The organism is Enterocloster aldenensis (genome assembly GCF_003434055.1).
In the GTDB taxonomy this organism is placed as follows: domain Bacteria; phylum Bacillota; class Clostridia; order Lachnospirales; family Lachnospiraceae; genus Enterocloster; species Enterocloster aldenensis.
Window position 1 is genome coordinate 54,693 of record NZ_QVEX01000012.1, and the last position, 17,533, is coordinate 72,225.

General features: G+C 53.6%; 29 protein-coding genes. 28 read left to right on the forward strand and 1 reads right to left on the reverse strand.

What is annotated here, in order from left to right; all coding sequences use genetic code 11:
- Nucleotides 1-4: 4 nt before the first annotated feature.
- Complete coding sequence (locus DWX59_RS19900) at nt 5-445, reverse strand: helix-turn-helix domain-containing protein (protein ID WP_002592997.1); 441 nt, start codon at nt 443-445, stop codon at nt 5-7.
- Nucleotides 446-957: 512 nt separating this feature from the next.
- Here DWX59_RS19900 and DWX59_RS19905 point away from each other — a divergent pair.
- The 28 genes from DWX59_RS19905 to DWX59_RS20050 all read left to right on the forward strand — a co-directional run bounded on the left by DWX59_RS19905 (nt 958) and on the right by DWX59_RS20050 (nt 17,480).
- Nucleotides 958-1,344: a hypothetical protein gene (locus DWX59_RS19905; RefSeq protein WP_117560942.1), complete on the forward strand. Its 387-nt coding sequence runs from the start codon at nt 958-960 to the stop codon at nt 1,342-1,344.
- Between the two features lie 320 nt (nt 1,345-1,664).
- Complete coding sequence (locus DWX59_RS19915; protein ID WP_117560944.1) at nt 1,665-1,847, forward strand: DUF6906 family protein; 183 nt, start codon at nt 1,665-1,667, stop codon at nt 1,845-1,847.
- 1 nt (nt 1,848) lies between these two features.
- A complete protein-coding gene (locus tag DWX59_RS19920; protein ID WP_002593001.1) occupies nt 1,849-2,052 on the forward strand; it encodes a transcriptional regulator in 204 nt (67 codons plus the stop codon).
- A 128-nt stretch (nt 2,053-2,180) separates the two neighbouring features.
- Nucleotides 2,181-4,253 (forward strand): Mu transposase C-terminal domain-containing protein, encoded by a 2,073-nt coding sequence (locus tag DWX59_RS19925; protein ID WP_117560945.1) that lies wholly within the window; start codon nt 2,181-2,183, stop codon nt 4,251-4,253.
- Nucleotides 4,254-4,298: 45 nt separating this feature from the next.
- Nucleotides 4,299-5,342 carry an AAA family ATPase gene (locus tag DWX59_RS19930; protein ID WP_117560946.1) on the forward strand — a complete coding sequence of 348 codons (1,044 nt, stop codon included), beginning with the start codon at nt 4,299-4,301 and terminating at the stop codon, nt 5,340-5,342.
- A 14-nt stretch (nt 5,343-5,356) separates the two neighbouring features.
- Nucleotides 5,357-5,638, forward strand: a complete 282-nt coding sequence (locus DWX59_RS19935; RefSeq protein ID WP_007868078.1) for a hypothetical protein — start codon at nt 5,357-5,359, stop codon at nt 5,636-5,638.
- Nucleotides 5,622-6,053 (forward strand): phage protein GemA/Gp16 family protein, encoded by a 432-nt coding sequence (locus tag DWX59_RS19940; RefSeq protein ID WP_117560947.1) that lies wholly within the window; start codon nt 5,622-5,624, stop codon nt 6,051-6,053. The genes DWX59_RS19935 and DWX59_RS19940 overlap by 17 nt, the downstream gene beginning before the upstream one ends.
- Nucleotides 6,050-6,325 (forward strand): hypothetical protein, encoded by a 276-nt coding sequence (locus tag DWX59_RS19945; protein WP_007868075.1) that lies wholly within the window; start codon nt 6,050-6,052, stop codon nt 6,323-6,325. The genes DWX59_RS19940 and DWX59_RS19945 overlap by 4 nt, the downstream gene beginning before the upstream one ends.
- Nucleotides 6,325-6,528, forward strand: coding sequence for a hypothetical protein (locus DWX59_RS19950; RefSeq protein ID WP_002572743.1), 204 nt, complete (start codon nt 6,325-6,327; stop codon nt 6,526-6,528). The genes DWX59_RS19945 and DWX59_RS19950 overlap by 1 nt, the downstream gene beginning before the upstream one ends.
- Before the next feature lie 19 nt (nt 6,529-6,547).
- Nucleotides 6,548-6,934: a VVA0879 family protein gene (locus DWX59_RS19955; protein WP_117560948.1), complete on the forward strand. Its 387-nt coding sequence runs from the start codon at nt 6,548-6,550 to the stop codon at nt 6,932-6,934.
- Nucleotides 6,935-6,936: 2 nt separating this feature from the next.
- Nucleotides 6,937-7,209 carry a DUF6809 family protein gene (locus DWX59_RS19960; RefSeq protein WP_002572741.1) on the forward strand — a complete coding sequence of 91 codons (273 nt, stop codon included), beginning with the start codon at nt 6,937-6,939 and terminating at the stop codon, nt 7,207-7,209.
- A gap of 35 nt (nt 7,210-7,244) precedes the next feature.
- Complete coding sequence (locus DWX59_RS19965) at nt 7,245-7,550, forward strand: hypothetical protein (protein ID WP_117560949.1); 306 nt, start codon at nt 7,245-7,247, stop codon at nt 7,548-7,550.
- Between the two features lie 143 nt (nt 7,551-7,693).
- Nucleotides 7,694-7,873: a Lar family restriction alleviation protein gene (locus DWX59_RS30095; protein WP_117560950.1), complete on the forward strand. Its 180-nt coding sequence runs from the start codon at nt 7,694-7,696 to the stop codon at nt 7,871-7,873.
- Nucleotides 7,874-8,102: 229 nt separating this feature from the next.
- Nucleotides 8,103-8,333, forward strand: coding sequence for a hypothetical protein (locus tag DWX59_RS19980; protein WP_002593009.1), 231 nt, complete (start codon nt 8,103-8,105; stop codon nt 8,331-8,333).
- Nucleotides 8,311-8,619 carry a hypothetical protein gene (locus tag DWX59_RS19985; protein ID WP_117560952.1) on the forward strand — a complete coding sequence of 103 codons (309 nt, stop codon included), beginning with the start codon at nt 8,311-8,313 and terminating at the stop codon, nt 8,617-8,619. The genes DWX59_RS19980 and DWX59_RS19985 overlap by 23 nt, the downstream gene beginning before the upstream one ends.
- A gap of 14 nt (nt 8,620-8,633) precedes the next feature.
- Nucleotides 8,634-9,227 (forward strand): hypothetical protein, encoded by a 594-nt coding sequence (locus tag DWX59_RS19990; RefSeq protein ID WP_117560953.1) that lies wholly within the window; start codon nt 8,634-8,636, stop codon nt 9,225-9,227.
- Between the two features lie 10 nt (nt 9,228-9,237).
- Nucleotides 9,238-9,498: a hypothetical protein gene (locus DWX59_RS19995; protein ID WP_002593012.1), complete on the forward strand. Its 261-nt coding sequence runs from the start codon at nt 9,238-9,240 to the stop codon at nt 9,496-9,498.
- Nucleotides 9,499-9,511: 13 nt separating this feature from the next.
- The gene (locus DWX59_RS20000) at nt 9,512-9,775 is read left to right on the forward strand and encodes an AbrB/MazE/SpoVT family DNA-binding domain-containing protein (RefSeq protein ID WP_002596414.1); all 264 of its coding nucleotides are present in this window, start codon (nt 9,512-9,514) and stop codon (nt 9,773-9,775) included.
- Nucleotides 9,772-10,476: a hypothetical protein gene (locus DWX59_RS20005; protein ID WP_117560954.1), complete on the forward strand. Its 705-nt coding sequence runs from the start codon at nt 9,772-9,774 to the stop codon at nt 10,474-10,476. The genes DWX59_RS20000 and DWX59_RS20005 overlap by 4 nt, the downstream gene beginning before the upstream one ends.
- Nucleotides 10,476-11,330, forward strand: a complete 855-nt coding sequence (locus DWX59_RS20010) for an N-acetylmuramoyl-L-alanine amidase family protein (RefSeq protein WP_002596415.1) — start codon at nt 10,476-10,478, stop codon at nt 11,328-11,330. The genes DWX59_RS20005 and DWX59_RS20010 overlap by 1 nt, the downstream gene beginning before the upstream one ends.
- A gap of 15 nt (nt 11,331-11,345) precedes the next feature.
- The gene (locus DWX59_RS20015) at nt 11,346-11,690 is read left to right on the forward strand and encodes a Mor transcription activator family protein (protein WP_002595191.1); all 345 of its coding nucleotides are present in this window, start codon (nt 11,346-11,348) and stop codon (nt 11,688-11,690) included.
- Nucleotides 11,691-11,810: 120 nt separating this feature from the next.
- Nucleotides 11,811-12,158, forward strand: coding sequence for a hypothetical protein (locus DWX59_RS20020; protein WP_002593017.1), 348 nt, complete (start codon nt 11,811-11,813; stop codon nt 12,156-12,158).
- Nucleotides 12,155-12,508: a hypothetical protein gene (locus tag DWX59_RS20025; RefSeq protein WP_002596416.1), complete on the forward strand. Its 354-nt coding sequence runs from the start codon at nt 12,155-12,157 to the stop codon at nt 12,506-12,508. The genes DWX59_RS20020 and DWX59_RS20025 overlap by 4 nt, the downstream gene beginning before the upstream one ends.
- Nucleotides 12,501-12,815, forward strand: a complete 315-nt coding sequence (locus tag DWX59_RS20030; protein ID WP_002593019.1) for a hypothetical protein — start codon at nt 12,501-12,503, stop codon at nt 12,813-12,815. The genes DWX59_RS20025 and DWX59_RS20030 overlap by 8 nt, the downstream gene beginning before the upstream one ends.
- Complete coding sequence (locus DWX59_RS20035) at nt 12,815-13,375, forward strand: phage protein Gp27 family protein (RefSeq protein WP_002596417.1); 561 nt, start codon at nt 12,815-12,817, stop codon at nt 13,373-13,375. The genes DWX59_RS20030 and DWX59_RS20035 overlap by 1 nt, the downstream gene beginning before the upstream one ends.
- Nucleotides 13,368-15,131: a phage terminase large subunit gene (gene terL / locus DWX59_RS20040; protein WP_040379962.1), complete on the forward strand. Its 1,764-nt coding sequence runs from the start codon at nt 13,368-13,370 to the stop codon at nt 15,129-15,131. Before DWX59_RS20035 ends, terL begins: the two co-directional genes overlap by 8 nt.
- Nucleotides 15,131-16,705, forward strand: a complete 1,575-nt coding sequence (locus DWX59_RS20045; protein ID WP_040379959.1) for a DUF935 domain-containing protein — start codon at nt 15,131-15,133, stop codon at nt 16,703-16,705. The genes terL and DWX59_RS20045 overlap by 1 nt, the downstream gene beginning before the upstream one ends.
- Nucleotides 16,668-17,480 carry a phage head morphogenesis protein gene (locus tag DWX59_RS20050; protein ID WP_008718593.1) on the forward strand — a complete coding sequence of 271 codons (813 nt, stop codon included), beginning with the start codon at nt 16,668-16,670 and terminating at the stop codon, nt 17,478-17,480. Before DWX59_RS20045 ends, DWX59_RS20050 begins: the two co-directional genes overlap by 38 nt.
- Nucleotides 17,481-17,533 lie beyond the last annotated feature (53 nt).

The following is a 17,533-nucleotide window of genomic DNA, read 5'->3' on the forward strand; positions in this document are numbered from 1 at the left end:
AAAATTAAGCTATTTCGCTATTTCCGTCCATGACGTTTTTTCCATGATTCGAGGTTGATGACAACTCCGATTTTTCATACTTAGCAACCTTTGCACGAAGATAGTTTTTTACATCGAGTTGTTCTTCTAGGGGAAGGCTCCTCAACATAAAAATTATGAGTTCTTCTGATTCATTTAATTTCAGGCCATATTCAATATTAGATATTTCTGGGGAGTTATTATCTATAATTGATGCTTCCCCAGTTAAAATCCAATCTATAGAAGTTTGAAGCAATTTAGATAACGAAACTAGCGCTTTAGAAGATGGTAAAACATTACCACGCTCTATTTCGCTAAGGTTACCATTAGATATTCCAGTAGCAGCATAAACATCTTTTTGCGTTAGATTAAGTTCTTTTCTACGAGTTTTAATTCTTATCCCAACCATTTTATCAATATTATCCATTTGACCTCCCATTTTGATACAGATTATCTAATTTAAGATAAAATCTAAAAAAGAATATTGACAATATCTAAAATTAGATATATTATATCTGTATGGATGATTTATAAGCCACTACAAAAGTAACATACTTTGAAGATTACTTCAAGCAAAAGAACTTTAATTCATCACATATCTGCAATTAAGTCTGATTGAATAAGCAACATTCTTTGAAAGCCAGGTTCCTGGCCTATGATTATAAAAGGAAAGAACCACCAACCAAAGCTGATGGTTCCTTGTGCCAGATGTTAAATGGCACTGAAATCGAATTATCAGGACATAAAGAACCAAAATTATCATATCGGAGCAACCAAATCTGGTTGAATAATGTTCTTACGGATTCAGGTTCCTGAATTCACAATAAAGAGAAAGAGTTTATCACATCTAATCAAGTCTGATTATATTTTAAGAAATATTCGTTTGGATTTAGGTTCCTAAATTCAAGATTGGATAACAAATCAAAAGGAGGCGAAGAGATGCAGAAGGAACTATTGTATTTAGAAGAATTATATCTGTCAGAAAAAGAACTTATTAAAAAGTATACTTCGGATACACTTCCGAATTCTCCAAAGACGGGGTATGAGAAGGAGTGGAGTCAGGCATATGAAAGAGCAGATATGCTTATGAAAATCATGAAGCTGATTCAGAGGGAAATGAAGGCATTATGTAAAACAGATAAATGTAGGCTGGAATATATAATTGATAAGCTTTTGAATGAATCGGCAACTGCACATATATGTGGAACTGCCGATTCAGCAGAAGTGACAATAGTAGATGGGATTGAGAGAAAGATTATAGCAACTCTTAAGACAAGAATTGCACTTGGTGATTGTCTTCTTATTGATGAATTTCACTTTTACTAATTGTCTTGTAGCTGTAATTACGATTCGGAAGTATCGTGCAGGATACCTCCAGACGGTAATGGCCCTGATTATTAGCAAGGAAAACATCATAAGTAGCAAAGTAGGTTTTTTCATCTTGTATGGATTGATGCCCCATACAAAAATCAAGAACTGCGGAACGTGGTGATATAGAACGAGCATATGACTCTATAAATTGGCTACAGGGGCAGTTCCTTTCAAAGTCACGTTTTGAGGGATATGTGAATTTCATTTTCATAACCAACTCCTTTCACGTTGATTATATCAGTATAAAGGAAATTAGAAAAGAGGTGATAAATCTCATGAAAAATGGCAAGAAGCCAACCTTAAGCCAGAAAAAGGAGATAAAACTTCATGGCCTGCAGCCAGAGAACTGGCTAGTGATAAAGGATACCAGGGAGTTTCTGGAAGTGGTAAGCAGAATGGAACTTAAGCGGATTGGAGCAGGCAGGAAACGGACCAGAAGATTATACAGGAGTGAGTAAGATGGCAGATGTAAAGACAAGGGAGCTTGGAAAGATTGTCAAGAAGCGTCTGATTGAATTGGAGATGACCCAGGTCCAGCTGGCAAATATATTGGGTACAAGCCCTCAAGAACTGTGCCGGATGCTGAAAGGAAAGAGACCTGGGTATAAGTATCGGAAGCAAATGCTGAAAATTCTCAAAATAAATGAGAATGATGTGGCATAGGGGACTGGATATGGACTTGCATAAAAGAAGAACGCCCTACTTCTGGGGGAAGGTCGGGCGTTCCGATAAATACTCATCTACATTGTACTATACCAACAGCCAAATTGCAACAGAAAGGGGGAAATCTGATGGAAGAAATTTATATATCCATGAAAGATGCATCTAAATTGGAAGAAGCGGTGTATAAAACATTCTTAAAACAGGTTTCTCAAAGAGTAAAAAAAGAGGGGTTGGTTATCAGAACAGAGAAATCTGAAAAGGGAGGCCAAGAGCGAAAATACATCAAACTTACTGACCTAAGCCCCAAAGCCCAGAAGGCCTACCGGGCCATGAAGAAGATAGATACAGAAGAAGGAAGTGATATCGTGATGGAGAACCTGCCCCCAGAGGAGCCCTGGTACCTGGATACCGATGTGAACTGGTACATAGAGAACCACAGCCAGGCATATTACAAGGCGGTGGAGCTGTCCCGGCTCCTGCAGGACATCATCAACTATTCGGATGCAGACAAGACGGAGTACATCATCCGTAAGGCGGCGGAGCTGGGAATGAGCCAAAGGACTTTGTACCGCCACATGGACAAATACCTGGAGGCGGCAGGGTGGGCCCTGAAGATGCTGCGGGAGACCGGGGCCAACTACGATTATTACAAGGTCCTGTGCTTGTGCCGGAAACCCAAGGATTCCAATACCTTCCCCACCTTTACGCCGGAAGTGAAGCAGAAGATACACAACATCTGGTTCGACAAGGACTTTGCCCGGAATGAAGGAAAGCGCCAGATGCTGTATGACAAGCTGCTGAAAATCGGTACGGCTAATGGCTGGCCCATCCCATCTTACCAGAGTGTATGCCGTTACATCTCCCACCTGATGGCAGACGGGCAGCTGGAAAGCGCCTATTTCCTTGCAGCCAAAGGTGACAGGGCGTGGAAGAACAAGCGGATGGTGAAGGCCCTGCGCGATACCCGGTCCCTCCAGGTCATGGAGGTCCTTCTGGGGGATGAACATACCTTTGACTGCTGGGTCTCCTATAAGCTGCCTAATGGGAAGGTGACGGCCATCAAGCCTAAGCTGGTGGCCTGGATTGACGCCAGGAGCCGCATGGTGCTGGGGGATATCATCTGCCGGGATGCCAATGCCCAGATACTGAAGCAATCCCTGATTAAGGTATTGTACGGAACCCCGGGAGGGATGCCGAAATACCTGAACATTGACAACGGAAAGGACTATACCTCCAGGGAGCTGACCGGCGTCAAACGCTATCCCACCCGGGAAGAAACAGAACGGTATGCCGGATTTGGGGAGGTAAAAGCGGGATTCTATCACACCATTGGGATAGAGGACTTCCACCGGAGCCGTCCTTATGAGCCATGGAGTAAATCCGAAATAGAGCGTCTGTTTAAGACGGTATGCGATGGATTCTCCCGGTGGTTTAAGAGTTACACGGGTACACTGACAGGAAGCAGGACCAGCGCCAAGATTGACAAGGACATCAAGCGTATGCTTGAACAGGGGAAGCTGCTGACCATGGAGGAGTTTTATGAGAAGTGGAGCCACTACCTGCACAACGTGTACGCGGTGAAGGTCCACAGGGGCCTGAAAAACCAGGGAGAAACATATTGTACCCCGCAGGAACTGTTTGACAAAGGGGAACGGTATGAGAAGGCCCTGCCGCCAAAATCCTTTGCCCTGCTGCAGCTGATGAAGTCAGAACGGGCACGGGTATATAACGTGGGAATCCGGAAATTCGGCCAGGTCTATAACCATCCGGAGCTGATTTATTACATGGACAAGCCTGTGGACATCAAGTATGACCCGGAGGACGTGACCCGGCTGCTTGTGTTTGACGCCCAGGACGGCCATATGATTTGTGAGGCCGAGAGCCAGGAACTGTTAAAGATTGCCCACAAGGTCCCACAGGAGGCGCTGGAACGCCACATCCGGCTCCAGAAGCAGCAGATGAAGGATGTGCGTGAGAAGCTGAAGGAAATGAGATGCCCGCTGGATGAACGGATTACCGGCGCGGCCCAAGCCAACACCATCGTGGGAAGCATGATGATAGAAGGGGCAGGGAACAGCCGGAAGGTCATCACGCTGCCGAAGGAGGAGAGCTACCGGGAACACAGGAAGGCGGCGCGGCAGTCGGAATATATCGCCAGACAGGGCCGCGAAGCGCTGGAGAAACTGCGCAACATGGGTTAAGTCCCAACACATAAACCAATCAAGCGGAAAGGAAGGGTATCGTAAATGAAAAGTCTGGCAGAACGTGTGTGCCTCAGATTAAGAATCATAAACATGAACAAGGCGGAACTGGCCTGGCAGTTTGATAAGGAAGGGATGAAGTGCTCCCGCTCCATGCTGAGCCAGTACCTAAACGGGAAATATCCAAGCAAGCCAGTAAAGCTGGAGGAACGTCTGGAGAGGTGGCTGGAGGAGACAAAGGAGCAGGAAACGGCTTTCCGGAAGGAGAAACCACAGGTGGCAAATAAGTATGCCCAGCAGATTGCGCGTGAGTTTGCTACCCAGGAAGAGCCAGAGGAAGGAGCACCAGAGGAGCCGCTTCAGGAAGAGCCGCCCCGGATGGGAAGCAAGCCGGATGTGTTTGAATCCGATGATTACATCAACATAGTAGGCATCTGCAACCTGTGCCAGCAACAGCAGGGAAGCGCCATCGTGGTGGGGCGGTCCGGCTACGGTAAGACCTACAGCCTGAAGCAGTACGCCAGGCTGCCCCGTGTCATCTACATCGAGTGCAACGAGTCCATGAGCTGCCGGGACCTGGTAAGGCGGATAGAGAAGCAGCTGTGCCTGCCAAAGCGCTACGGTACGAATGACGAACGTCTGGAGGAAATCTGTGAGTTCTTCAACGTGAACCGGGGGTATCTGATGATAGTGGACGAGGCGGACAAGCTCATCAATAAGTACACCATCAAGAAGATTGAGCTGCTGCGCACCATCATGGATTCGGCCGCGGTGGGGATGGTACTGGCCGGGGAGCTGTCCCTGGAGGCCCACCTGGCTGCGTATGATGAACGGTTTGCCAACCGTATGGACTTTGCGTACCGGCTCCATGGTCTGGGAAAAGCCGAGGTAGAGCGCTACCTGGAGGACTGGAGCGTGGAGGAGAGGGCCATGGAGGTGCTGACCAGCCGGGCCAGGAACAGCAAGAACGGCTGTTTCCGGCTGTTTGACCGGACCATGAACAACATCATCCGTCTGATGCGGGAACGGGAACAGACGACCATCACGGAAACAATCATCAACGAGGCATCCGCCATGATGCTGCTGTAGGGAGGGAATGGACGATGAAACGCAAGATACTGACCATCACATACACATGCCCGGAGGACAAGGTGAACCTGGGGGAGGCGGACATCATGGGATATATCCTCCAGCAACTTGGGGAGCTGGGGGCCTATGATATCAACCTGAAGGCCAGTTCCGCGGAGGTGCGGGAACCGGCTGCGCCAAAGGTCAGGGAGACGGGACCCCAAATCCCTGTGTTCCTACAGGAACGCAGGAGCCGGCTCAGGAGGGAAGTGCCCTGCCTGCCAGGAGGAGGGGAAGCCTATGGGAACGGGATATAGGTATACCATCAAGACCCTGTGGGGGTTAGCCAAATCAAAGGAGCTGGGGCTGACCGAGGAGGAGCTGCACCTGCTGGTGGCCCGTGAGACCGGGAAGGACAGCATCCGTGAGCTGAACCGGTCGGAGCTGTCCCATGTCTGCCATATCCTGCAGAAACAGAAGGACGATATCAAACGGCAGGAAGGGAGGCTGCCGGAGCGCAGGGGGAACCCGCAGACCGGACGGCAGCGCCGAAAGATAGGCCAGCTGAAGGAGAAGCTGGGCTGGGAGGAGCGGCAGGTCCGTGCCCTGTGCCACCGGATGTACTGGGTGGACGCAGTGGAATGGCTGACCTATTACCAGTGCCAGGGATTGATTGAGGCCATGAAGGCCATCCTGGAGCGGAAGCCGGAAAGGGAGGATGGCCGGGGATGAAGGATAAGGAAGGTAAGGGGACGTTTGGGTCTGCTATGGCGGGGTTCCTATGTGCGCAGTTGGAAGCCACGGCCATCTACCTGGGGCATCCAGCTACACAGCAACAAAAATCCGATTGGATGGAGCTGGAGGTGGAGGCCCTTCTCCGTGAAAGCCAGCTTGCCAGGGAGGCGGTCCAGCTGAAGCAGACCCTGGAGCTGGGGGAACATGTGCGCCGGGAAATAGAGAAGGAGCAGATGAAGAAGGATACGCCGGAAGGGATGCTGAGCTGATGGAAGGACTGATGCAGTTGTTTGACCGGAAATACCGGGAATACCAGGATTATCTGGATGAAAAGTCCTGGGCGGATGCGGCCCTTGCCCAGTCCTACCTTCTGGGGGTCCTGCATTGCATGTGGGCCTTATGGGACCGGAAGGCGGAGAATGCAAAGCAGTACCATGAGGAGATAGTGCGCCGGAGCCATAGGATAGAATAGTAAAGAGAGGAGAGTGGAGATGAAACGGACAATTAAGTTACACACAGGAGCGACCAAGGTCGTTGAGGATGCCACGCATAAGATAATGACAATCCAGGAATGGAGGGAGGAAGGAAAAAGACGTTTTGGTAAGGACTACATGGATTGGAAGTTTGAGTGCCCTATGTGCGGACATATTGCATCAATCAGGGATTTTAAAGAGGCCGGAGCCAAAGGACCAAACTGTGCCTGCCAGGAGTGCCTTGGAAGATATACGGGAAAGGGGGCCCCGAAGGCGGGAGATGCGTCTGGCTGCAACTGGGTGGCTTATGGACTCTTTGGTATCCCGAATGGGAAGGGGATTATTGTCCTGGATGAAGAAGGAATCGGAACGGAGTGTTTTGCGTTTGCAGGACAGGAGGTGTAGTCATGCCAGGGAAACATACGAAGCTCTTTAAACGCATATTCCATGGTGATTTCCGTCCGGCTGACGGAATGGACTATTCCCGCGCATATAAACGCTGGATGAAGGAGAACTATGAAGCCCACCAGAGATTCCGGAAAACATTAAAAAAAGGCCAGCTGGAGGCGTTTGACGAATTAGAGGAAATGGATATTGAGCTATCAGGAAGGGCCCAGGAAGAGAACTACATAGCCGGGATGAAGGCAGGCATCCAGCTCATGGTGGAAGCGCTCCGGTAGATGAGGCCTGGTTTTGAGGGGAAGGGGGGACCGGTATGGCAGGACGGGCAGCCTATTTCAGGCTGTATGACCATGGCAGGTACATAGGGCAGTACAGAAACTTTGAGCTTATGGAGCTGCTGGATATCCGTCACCATCAGTTGATTGCGTATTATAGTGATACAGGCAGGGAGTATAAGGCGCGTTATCTGATTGAACGGATAGAGGAACCCATGCGTGGAAGTTGGGCAGCGGAGTGGGACCATGCCAGACTGAAGGTCCTGTGGGATGGTACCAGGCTGAAGGTCCTGAGGCCGGTACGGAAGAGGAAAGGCCAGGAGCCGGGGTGGTTATGGAGGTGAAATCATGGCAATGTTTGAGTATACGACTAAGGTCGAGATTCTGAAGGCGCTAATTGAAATCCTGAAGGAGTTAAAAGCCATTAGAAAGGCTATGGAGACTAAGAAAAATTAGCATTTAACGGCGAAGGCCGGGAAAGGAAATCATGGAAGAATTAAAACCTTGTCCGTTTTGCGGAGCAATACCAGAATACAGAAAAGGCTTTCCGTCCATACGACAGTATACGGTATCTTGCGAAAATGAACAATGTAAAATACACCCATACGCTTTGGGACATTCAAAGCAGGAAACGTTTGATAAGTGGAATTATAGGACAGAGAATTAAGATTTTGGAGGTGAAAAAATGGATAGAAGAGACGCCGAGAAGGTAATACAAAATTTGCGAACAAAGCCATTCATATGTTCTGATAATTGTTTGTTACTTGATAATGGTTATGTGATTTTGCGAAAGGAATACTTCCAGGAATTAAAAATGAGCAGAGAATTGATATCCATAGATTCACACATTACATCGGTAAACTGAAATATAGTTTAGAGAAAGGAAGGAAAAACAGATGGGAACGCTACTGGATGCAATCTCAAAAGAGGACCGGGTGGAGGTCACCTTTTCCGATTTCTACCGGCTCATACGGGAAAGCACATCCGCGGAACTGATGAAAAATGCCGTGGACTGCAACGTGCCGCACCGCTACATAAGGGAGATGGTGACGGGAGTGCCGGAGGAGACCGGCATGGAACCGGATGGTGAAGGGGGGAAGGAACATGTGGATACTGACACAGAATAAGGAGCGGCTGCTGACCACGGAATCCATGGATGAGATACGCATTGCAGCCCCGGGTACCGGCCGGCCGGATTACGTGCTCCTGCTTAACCGGAAGACGGACCGGAAGGAGTTTGCCTTAGGGTTTTACCGCCGGAAGGAGCGGGCGAAGGAGGTGCTCCAGGCCATCCTGAAGGAACAGTCAAATTACATCTCCTGCACGGGAGGGACGGACCTGGTTACCGGACGTCATCAGCCGGCCTTTGTGGCCATCCCACCCAAGACCTATGTCATGCCGAAGGATGAATAAGGAGGGACGAAGGGATGGAGACAGGAAAGGAAACATCCATGTATACCGTGAGCAACCACGCAAAGGAACGTTATGCCGAGCGGTGCAAGGACCGGGACAGCCGGCTGGAGATAACCGCCTATGTGGCAGAGCACAGCCAACGGATAGAGGAAGAAATCAACCGGATGCTGCGTTACGGGAAACGGGTCTATACGGGCCGGACGGAGGGCGGGAAGGACCGGGTACCCAAGGAGGTATATGTGAACGGCCTGTGGATACTGCTGGCCAATGCCGAGAACCACAACGTCATCACCCTGTACCGGGTGGACCTTGGCTGCGGGCCGGACCTGGACAAGCTGTATGTGGAACGGATGGTCCAGCGCCTGGAGGAAGCCCAGGGACGCCTGGAGGAGACAAGGCGTAAAACGGAGGAGCAGAACCGTGCCTACCAGGCCATCCTGCAGGAGGGGGAAGGACAGATACAGGAATACCAGGAGCGCATCCGTCTGCTGAAGGAGATGTGTGAAGGGTACCAGGCAGTCATGCGCAGCAGCCGGGCCGGCTTGGCCCGGGCCGCGGACGATGTGGAGGCCATCGTCAACACGCTGATAGGAAAAAAGAAGTTTTAAGGGAGGGCCTATGGAACCAACACAAGCCCGGATAGAGCTGGTCCGGGAGGACGGGACCATCCGGATGGGCGGGACGGACGTGAGCATGGAGGACATGGCCCGGATGCTGGGGGTGTTCGCCGCCATCGTGGCAGCGGAGGCAGTAAAACGCGGAATGGGCGTGGAGGAAGTCAAGGACGCCATGCTGGACATCTTCCTGGCGGCCACGGCCCGCCTGGATGAGGAGCATGCCCAGGACATCCGGGAGGGACATACCTGGGATATGGGATAAGAAGGAGGAAGCAATGGAATACAAGCGCATTACAAGCAAGGGCGGGGTCAATATCCCCGTGAAACTCAGGCGGTCCATGGGGATGGAACCCAGGGACGCCATTGAGCTGGAGGTCAATGACAGGAACGAGCTGGTCATCCGGGCCTACCAGGCCCGCTGCATCTACTGCGGCAGCGGGGAAATCCATCTTAAGAAAAATGGCAAAGGGGTCTGCCGTGCCTGCGCAGACCAGCTGGTGGATGAATACGTGAAGCAGAAACGGAAGGAGCTTGCATGATGGATTTGGGACTGGTAAATGATAAGGAGCTGGTGGACCTGGCCGTGGCGGCCATGAAGGTGGCTGAGGATGCCAAGTCCGCCCTGGAGAAATACAAGGCGGAAATCCAGAACCGGGGACTGTCGGTCTTAAAGGACCGGAATAACCAGTACTGCCGCATGTACGGGACGGACGGTAGCTATGTGGCCGTGTCGGAGCCGAAGGAGATAGACATCCTCAACATGCCCCGGTTAAAACAGGCCATCGGTGAGGATGTGTGCACAGGGCTGGTGACGGAGACCACGAAGACCACCTATACCCTGGATAAAAAGCTGCAGAAGGCCCTGAAGGCCATTGCCGCCAACGATTACACCTTTGAGTATACTTTGGAGGATTACCTGAAGGAGATGAGCGTACCGGTGAGCGAGGGCCAGAGGGAGGTGCTGGCCCGGAGGCTGAAGGGGGACTACAAGGAGGATAAGAAGACACTGCTGTCCGTCCTGGGGTATCTGGGCAAGGGGACCACGGAGGAGGCCGCGGAGGCCGCCGCCCCCAACCTGGACATGGACCTGTACTACATATCAAAGATTAAAAACGCAGAACTGATACAGGCCATCCTGCCGGATGAGGGGATTGACTGGAGCATGGATGAAATCAAGCGGTCCCTGATTGTGACATCCAAGCTGAAGCTGGAAATTGCCTATGAAAGGGAGGACAAGTGATGAAAGCAGACGAAAAGAGACAGGCCGTGGCCAGGAAGTATGACGAGCTCATCGGAAGGAACCACTACAGCCAGCCGCTGCGGGACTACTGCTACCGGAAACACAGTGATGGGAACTATTACAGCGACTGCTCCAGCTCCATCTGTTATGCATACAAGGAAGCCGGATATGGTTTCGGCATCCTGAACACAGCCGGCATCTACCAGTCCGCGCGGCTGGTGACGGTGGACGTCCCCATCCGGGACGGCCAGGTGCGGGACATCGGCCTGCTGCGGGTAGGTGACATGCTGGAGTTTGCCGGGACGGACGAGAGCCGGCCGCAGACCATCGGCCATGTGGAGATGGTGCATACGCTGGACGGGGAGGATACCATCATCTGCGGGCACGGAAGCGGCCGCCCATCCTATAAGAACATGGTATCCTACTGTACCCAGCGCCAGAACACGAAGACATCCACCAAACGCGGGAACAAGGGCCTGGTGTGCGTCCGGCGCTACCTGCTGGATGACGTGGTCCCGGAGGAGCCGGCCAGGAAATCCGGCTGGCAGGAAGAGGACGGCGTCTGGCGGTTTTACCTGGGGGATACAGGCCAATGTGTCCGTAACGCCTGGTACCTGGACGTGGATGGCCGCTGGTACTGGTTTGACGGGGCCGGCCGCATGGTCAGGGACACCTGGTACCAGTACCAGGGGGACTGGTACTATCTGGGAAGTGATGGTGCCATGGTAAAGGGACAGCAGACCATAGATGGGAAATGGTACCTGATGGACGGAGCCGGCGGCATGGTCACGGAGCCGGTCATACTGACCCCGGATGCGGACGGCGCACTTAAGTGGGAAGGCCTGGCGGAATAAGAGGAGGGGATACGGATGCGCAGGGAGCTGATGGAGGAGCTGGAAGCGGATACCACCCTGGAGGATATCGCGGAGCCGTACCGCCTGGTGGTGGAAATGATAGGTTTAAAGAACGTGCTGAAGCTGTCCCGGTATTTCATGGGGGACAAGATATACCTGCCCAAGGCGGAGCGCATCCTGGCCCCGGCGCGGAACCGCCGGATACGGCGGGAATACAATGGTCGGAACGCCAAGGAACTGGCCAAGGAGTACGACCTGACCACCAACCAGATATTACAGATTGTACGGGACCTGGACCCGGCACAAATCAGCCTGTTTGAGTTCCTGGACGGGGAATCCGGAGAGGCTGGAAAAAGATGAGTTGTCCAAAATGCTTGGGCTAACAATATGTTTCCAGATGGATTATCCTATGGACATGACGAAAGTCATGTCCTGTTTTTTTGTCCCAGGACAGACAGAACGAGCGAGGAGGAATGGGAAATGGAGAACGTATTACAGACCTTGGCGGGGCAGTATACCCAGCAGCTGGCCCTCATGATGGCAGCCATTGCGGTGGCGGCCTTTACGGTCAGCGTCATCACGGAGGTAACCAAGGAAATCGGCTTTTTGGGGAGGATACCCACGGCCGTGCAGGTGATTGTGCTGTCGGTCATCCTATGCCAGCTGGTTTACTGGTGGTATGTGACCGGCACGGAGGCCGCGGCCGCCTGGTGGGGACCGGTCCTGGCCCTGGTAGTGGCCTTTTATGTGGCCTTCCTGGCCATGTACGGCTGGGAGAAGCTGGCACAGCTGTGGGCAAGATACAGACATCCGGGAGGAAGCGCATGAACGATGCAGTCACAATCGGCATGGCAGCCACTGCGGTGGGGACGGTCCTCTGGTTCCTGGTAAAGATGATGATTGATGACTTCAAGCGGTCCGTAAGCGGTGTCGGGAGCAAGCTGGACAGCACCATTGCCAGGTTTGACGAGCGGGTCACCAAGCTGGAGGACAAGCAGGAGGCGGACATCAAGGCGGTACAGAAGGAGCTGAGCTCCATCAAGGGGGATTTTGCCACGACCTTCGTGCTGCGGGAGGATTTCTTCCGGAGCATGAACGGGGTGGAGGACAAGATGCGGTCCATGGACAGTAAGCTGGACCGGTTACTGGTAAGACAGGGAGGCAAAACGGATGGATGATAGGGAGCTGGCTGAAATCCAGCACAACAAGGCAGTCAGGGGCTATATCATACGGTCCCTGGTAAAGGGATATAACAACACGGCGCTGACCAGGCAGCTGTCCAACTCCATGATAGCGGCGGGATTAATCGTATCCCCGGACATCACCAAATACCTGGACTACCTGAAGGACGCCGGATACATTGAGTTTACGAACCTGAAGGTGACCGCCTACAACGCATACGCCAAGGACGCCGTGATACGGCTGACCAAGGCCGGTGTGGACCTGGCGGAGGGCACCATAGAGGACGCGGGAGTGGATGTCTGATGGGAAGGACGAGGAAGAAGAACCGCATATCCTCCAAGATTGACGAACTGCCGTCTGAAATCAAAGGACAGGTAGACGTGATGCTTTCCGATACATCCAACAGCTACCAGGACGTCAGCGGCTGGCTGAAGGAAAAGGGCTATGAAATCAGCAAAAGCAGCGTGGGGCGGTATGCGGTCCGGAGCAACACGGCCGCCCAGCGCTTACTGGAGGCCCAGTCCCGGACCGAGGCTCTAGTAAATGTGGTCCGAAAGAACCCGGATGCGGATTATACCGAGGCGGGCCTGATGCTGATGATGGATGGTCTGATTAACCGCCTGGCAACAGCGGAGGATGAGTTTGACTACCTGCCATTAGACAAGGTGGGACGGCTGATTGCATCCCTGAGCCGGACCAAGGTCTATAAGGATAAGGTCCGCCAGGACATGAAGGATAAGGCGGACCTGGCCTTTAAGGAAATGGAGGAGGAAATCATGAAGACCATCAAGTCAGACCCGGAGCTGAAGGTAAGACTGAAGGAAATCCTGACCCGTGCAAAGGAGCTGATGCTGCATGATTGATATCAACGAATACCTGGAGCGCCTGGACGAAGAGGAAGGCCGGGAGGAACAGGAACGGGAAGCCTATCAGCGGGAGCTGTTTGAGGCCTATGTCCTGCGCCGGACGGACCATGAGCCGGAGCGCCGGGAACTGATGCGGTTGTACCAGGACGGGCATCCCCTGACGGGTTCGAGAGGGCTCAGAAAGCGCCTGGCGGCCATCGACCTGGGATATTTTGGGCGGGCCTATTTAAAACACTACTTTGTCCGCAAATCCCCAGCCTTCCATGAAGAACTGGACACGGTCTGGACTAAGGGTGTGCTGAAGGGGCGCAATCCATACCAGGAAGCAGCCGTCATCTCGCGGCTGGACGGGAGCCGGAACGTGGTGGCAGCGCCGAGAGGCCATGCAAAGTCCACCAACTTTACATTTAAGGATTCCCTGCACGCGGCTTTGTACCGGTACAAGCATTACATCATCATCCTGTCCGATTCGTCCGACCAGGCCGAAGGGTTCTTAACGGACATCAAGACAGAGCTGGAGGAAAACCGGGACATCCAGGAGGACTTCGGCCGGCAGCAGGGAAAGGTGTGGAAGGGGAATGTCATCCTGACGGCCCAGGACATCAAGATTGAGGCCATCGGCTCCGGAAAGAAGATACGAGGCCGCCGGCACCGGGCCTGGAGGCCGGACCTGATTGTCCTGGACGATGTGGAGAATGACGAGAACGTCAACACGGCGGAGCAGCGCCGGAAGCTGGAATCCTGGTTTAAGAAGGCGGTATCCAAAGCAGGGGATACCTATACGGATATCATGTACATCGGTACGGTGCTCCATTACGATTCCCTGCTCAGCGGGGTACTGAAGAATCCGGAGTATGATTCCCGGACCTATCAGGCCGTGCTGTCCTTTGCAAGGCGGGAGGACCTGTGGGAGCGCTGGACAGAGATTTATACCAACCTGTTTGACGATAAGCACAAGGAACACGCCCGGGAATTTTACGAGGCAAACGAGGCGGAAATGCTGATAGGAACCCAGGTCCTGTGGCCGGAGAAGATGGATTATTACAAGCTGATGGTCATCCGCGTATCAGACGGGGAGGCGGCCTTTAACAGCGAGCTGCAGAACAACCCCATCGACCCGGACAATGCGGCCTTCAACCCGGAGTGGTTTGATTACTACGAGGAGGAGCTGGTGGACTTTACGGACAGCCGCTACCTCTTTGTCGGGTCCAATGACCCGTCCCTGGGGAAGAACAAAAAGGCGGACACGTCCTCCATCATCAACCTGGCCCTGGACCAGTACACCGGATACATGTATGTGGAGGCGGCCAGCGTGGAACGCAGGAAGCCGGATGCCATCATCCAGGACGTGTTTGAGATGTCAAGGCGCCTGAAGCGCGATTACCATAAGGGGTTCTTCCGGTTCGGGGTGGAGACGGTGCAGTTCCAGTACTTCTTCAAGGAAGTCATGGCGCAGCTGTCGGCAGAACTGGGGGAGTACATCCCCATCGAGGAAATCCAGTCCACTGCCAACAAGATGCTGCGCATCCAGTCCCTGCAGCCCTACATTAAAAACGGGTATATCAAGTTTAACCGGAAGCATAAGACGCTGCTTAAGCAGCTGGAGGAGTTCCCGATGGGCAGGAATGATGATGCCCCGGACGGCCTTCAGATGGCCGTGGCCCTGGCGGTGGCGGTGAAGTCCATGGCGAAGAAGACAGACTATAAGTCCGTGTTAAGGCGGGCCATGCGGTTTGGGGAGGGGGCATACTGATGGCAAAGAAGAATAAGAAGGGATTCCCACCGGAAATGGCAAAAGGCGGGGGGCCCATCATGGCAGCGGTTGCCATCCGGGATGTGAACGATAAATTCAGCAGCTACCCGTCTGACGGCCTGACACCGGTAAAGCTGGCCCGGATATTCAAGGAGGCGGACGCCGGGGACCCCTTCCGGCAGATGGAGCTGTTCGAGGAGATGGAAAGCAAGGACACCCATCTGTTCTCCCAGCTGCAGACCCGCAAGCTTGCGGTGACGGGCCTGGACTGGGAGGTGCAGCCCTTTTCGCAGGACGGAACAGACCAGGAGATAGCGGCTTTCGTGGAGGAACAGCTGAAGGAGCTGGACGGGTTCAGCGACAACCTCATGGACATCCTGGATGCCATCGGAAAGGGCATCAGTTTCCAGGAAATCGAGTGGGAATACCGGGACGGCCATGTGGTGGTGGGGAACATTGAGTACGTCCACCAGAAAAAGTTTTATTATGATACCCTGACCGATGCGCTCATGCTCCGGACGGAGGCGTTCCCGGGAGGGATACCCCTTCCGGAAAACAAGTTCATCGTCCACCGTTACAAGGCGCGTTCGGGCCACCCTTCCCGGTATGGCGTGCTGCGGGTGGTGGCCTGGATGTACCTGTTTAAAAACTATGACCTGAAGGACTGGGTCAGTTTCTGCGAGGTCTACGGGATGCCCCTGCGGCTGGGGACCTATGACGCAACGGCCAGTGAAAAGGATAAGGCAGCCCTGATGGATGCCATCGTAAGGATGGGGACGGATGCCGCGGGTATCGTGCCGTCCGGGACTGACATCAGGTTTATTGAATCCAACAAGCAGTCCAGCGTGGATATCTATGAAAGGCTGGCCCGGTTCTGTGATGAACAGATGAGCAAGGCCATCGTGGGGCAGACCCTGACATCGGATTCCGGCGGTTCCTACGCCCAGTCCAAGACCCATAACGATGTGAGGAAGGACCTGACGGAGGCGGACTGCAAGGCGGTGATGGAGACGGTGCGCCGGGACCTCATCCGGCCGCTGGTGGAGTTCAACTTCGGCGTCCGGGCCCATGTACCGTACTTCGTCCTGAACGCCACCGATACGGATGACCTGAAGGAAACCGCGGAAATCGTGAACACCCTGGCGGCCACCGGTCTGGAAATCCCCAAGAGCTGGCTGTACAAGAAGTTCAATATCCCGGCCCCGGAAAAGGGGGAGGAAACCATTGGGCAGGCCCCGGCAGCTCCCGGGATGCAGGGGATGGGGCAGCCTGGCACCGGCATGTTCCAGGGCCTCAGACTGAAGGCCGATGGAAAGGAAGCAGACGGCCAGCGGGTGCTGGACCGCCTGGAGGCGGCGGCCGTGAAGCAGTCCGGTGCCTTTTTCCGTCAGATGATGTCACCGGTCCTGGAGCTGGTGGAGCACTGCGACAGCCTGGAAGGCCTGCAGGAGCAGCTGAAGGACGAGGAGGCCCTGCGGCAGTTATACAATGCCATGAAGGTGAAGGATTTTGACCAGCTGGTGGAGCAGGTCATGTATGTATCAAACATGTTGGGGCGGATGCAGGATGGATGAGCAGATATTAAAGGAACTGAAGGAAGGGACGGAGCCGGAGGTGTTCGGTGAAGCCTTAGCGTTCCTGGAACGGAAGGGGGTCATCCGGTATGAGGACTTCAGGAAACTGAAGGAATGGTACCGCCCCCTGGCATTTTCGGTTGCCGGTTATACGGAGCTTGAGGTCCTGAACCAGTTCCTGGAGGAACTGAAAAGGGCCATAGAGGAAGGGACCACGAAGGCACGATTCCAGGAAAACATGGACCGTTTCCTGGAGGAGAGGGGCTATGACGGCCTGACGCCTTATCATGCGGACCGTATCTTCCGTCAGAACATGCTTACAGCCTACAGCGTAGGCCATTACCAGCAGATGACGGACCCGGATGTGATGGGACGGCGGAGGTACTGGCAGTACCAGACGGCCGGGGACGGGCACGTGAGGGAAAGCCACGCGGCCATGGACGGACGGGTATTCCCAGCGGATTCCCCGGTGTGGGATATCTGGTATCCGCCCAACGGATTCGGCTGCCGGTGTATGGTTGTCTCCAGGACGGAGGAGCAGGTAAGGCGTATGGGGCTTACCGTGGAGCAGGCCCTGCCGGATACGTCCAATATGGCCACAGGAGAGACGGAGGCGCTGCTGCCGGACCCGAAGTTCCGGACGAACCCGGCGAAGGCGGAGTGGAAGCCGGACCTGGCTGCATTCCCACCGGTCTTAAGGAGGCTGTACCAGGAACAGCAGAAGGCGCGTAAGGCCAATCCGGACCGTCCGGCGGGGAATTCCAGCCCCGGATAAATTTAACGCGTCAAAACGCGTCAATGGCGCGTTAAAACGCAAAACAGAAAGGC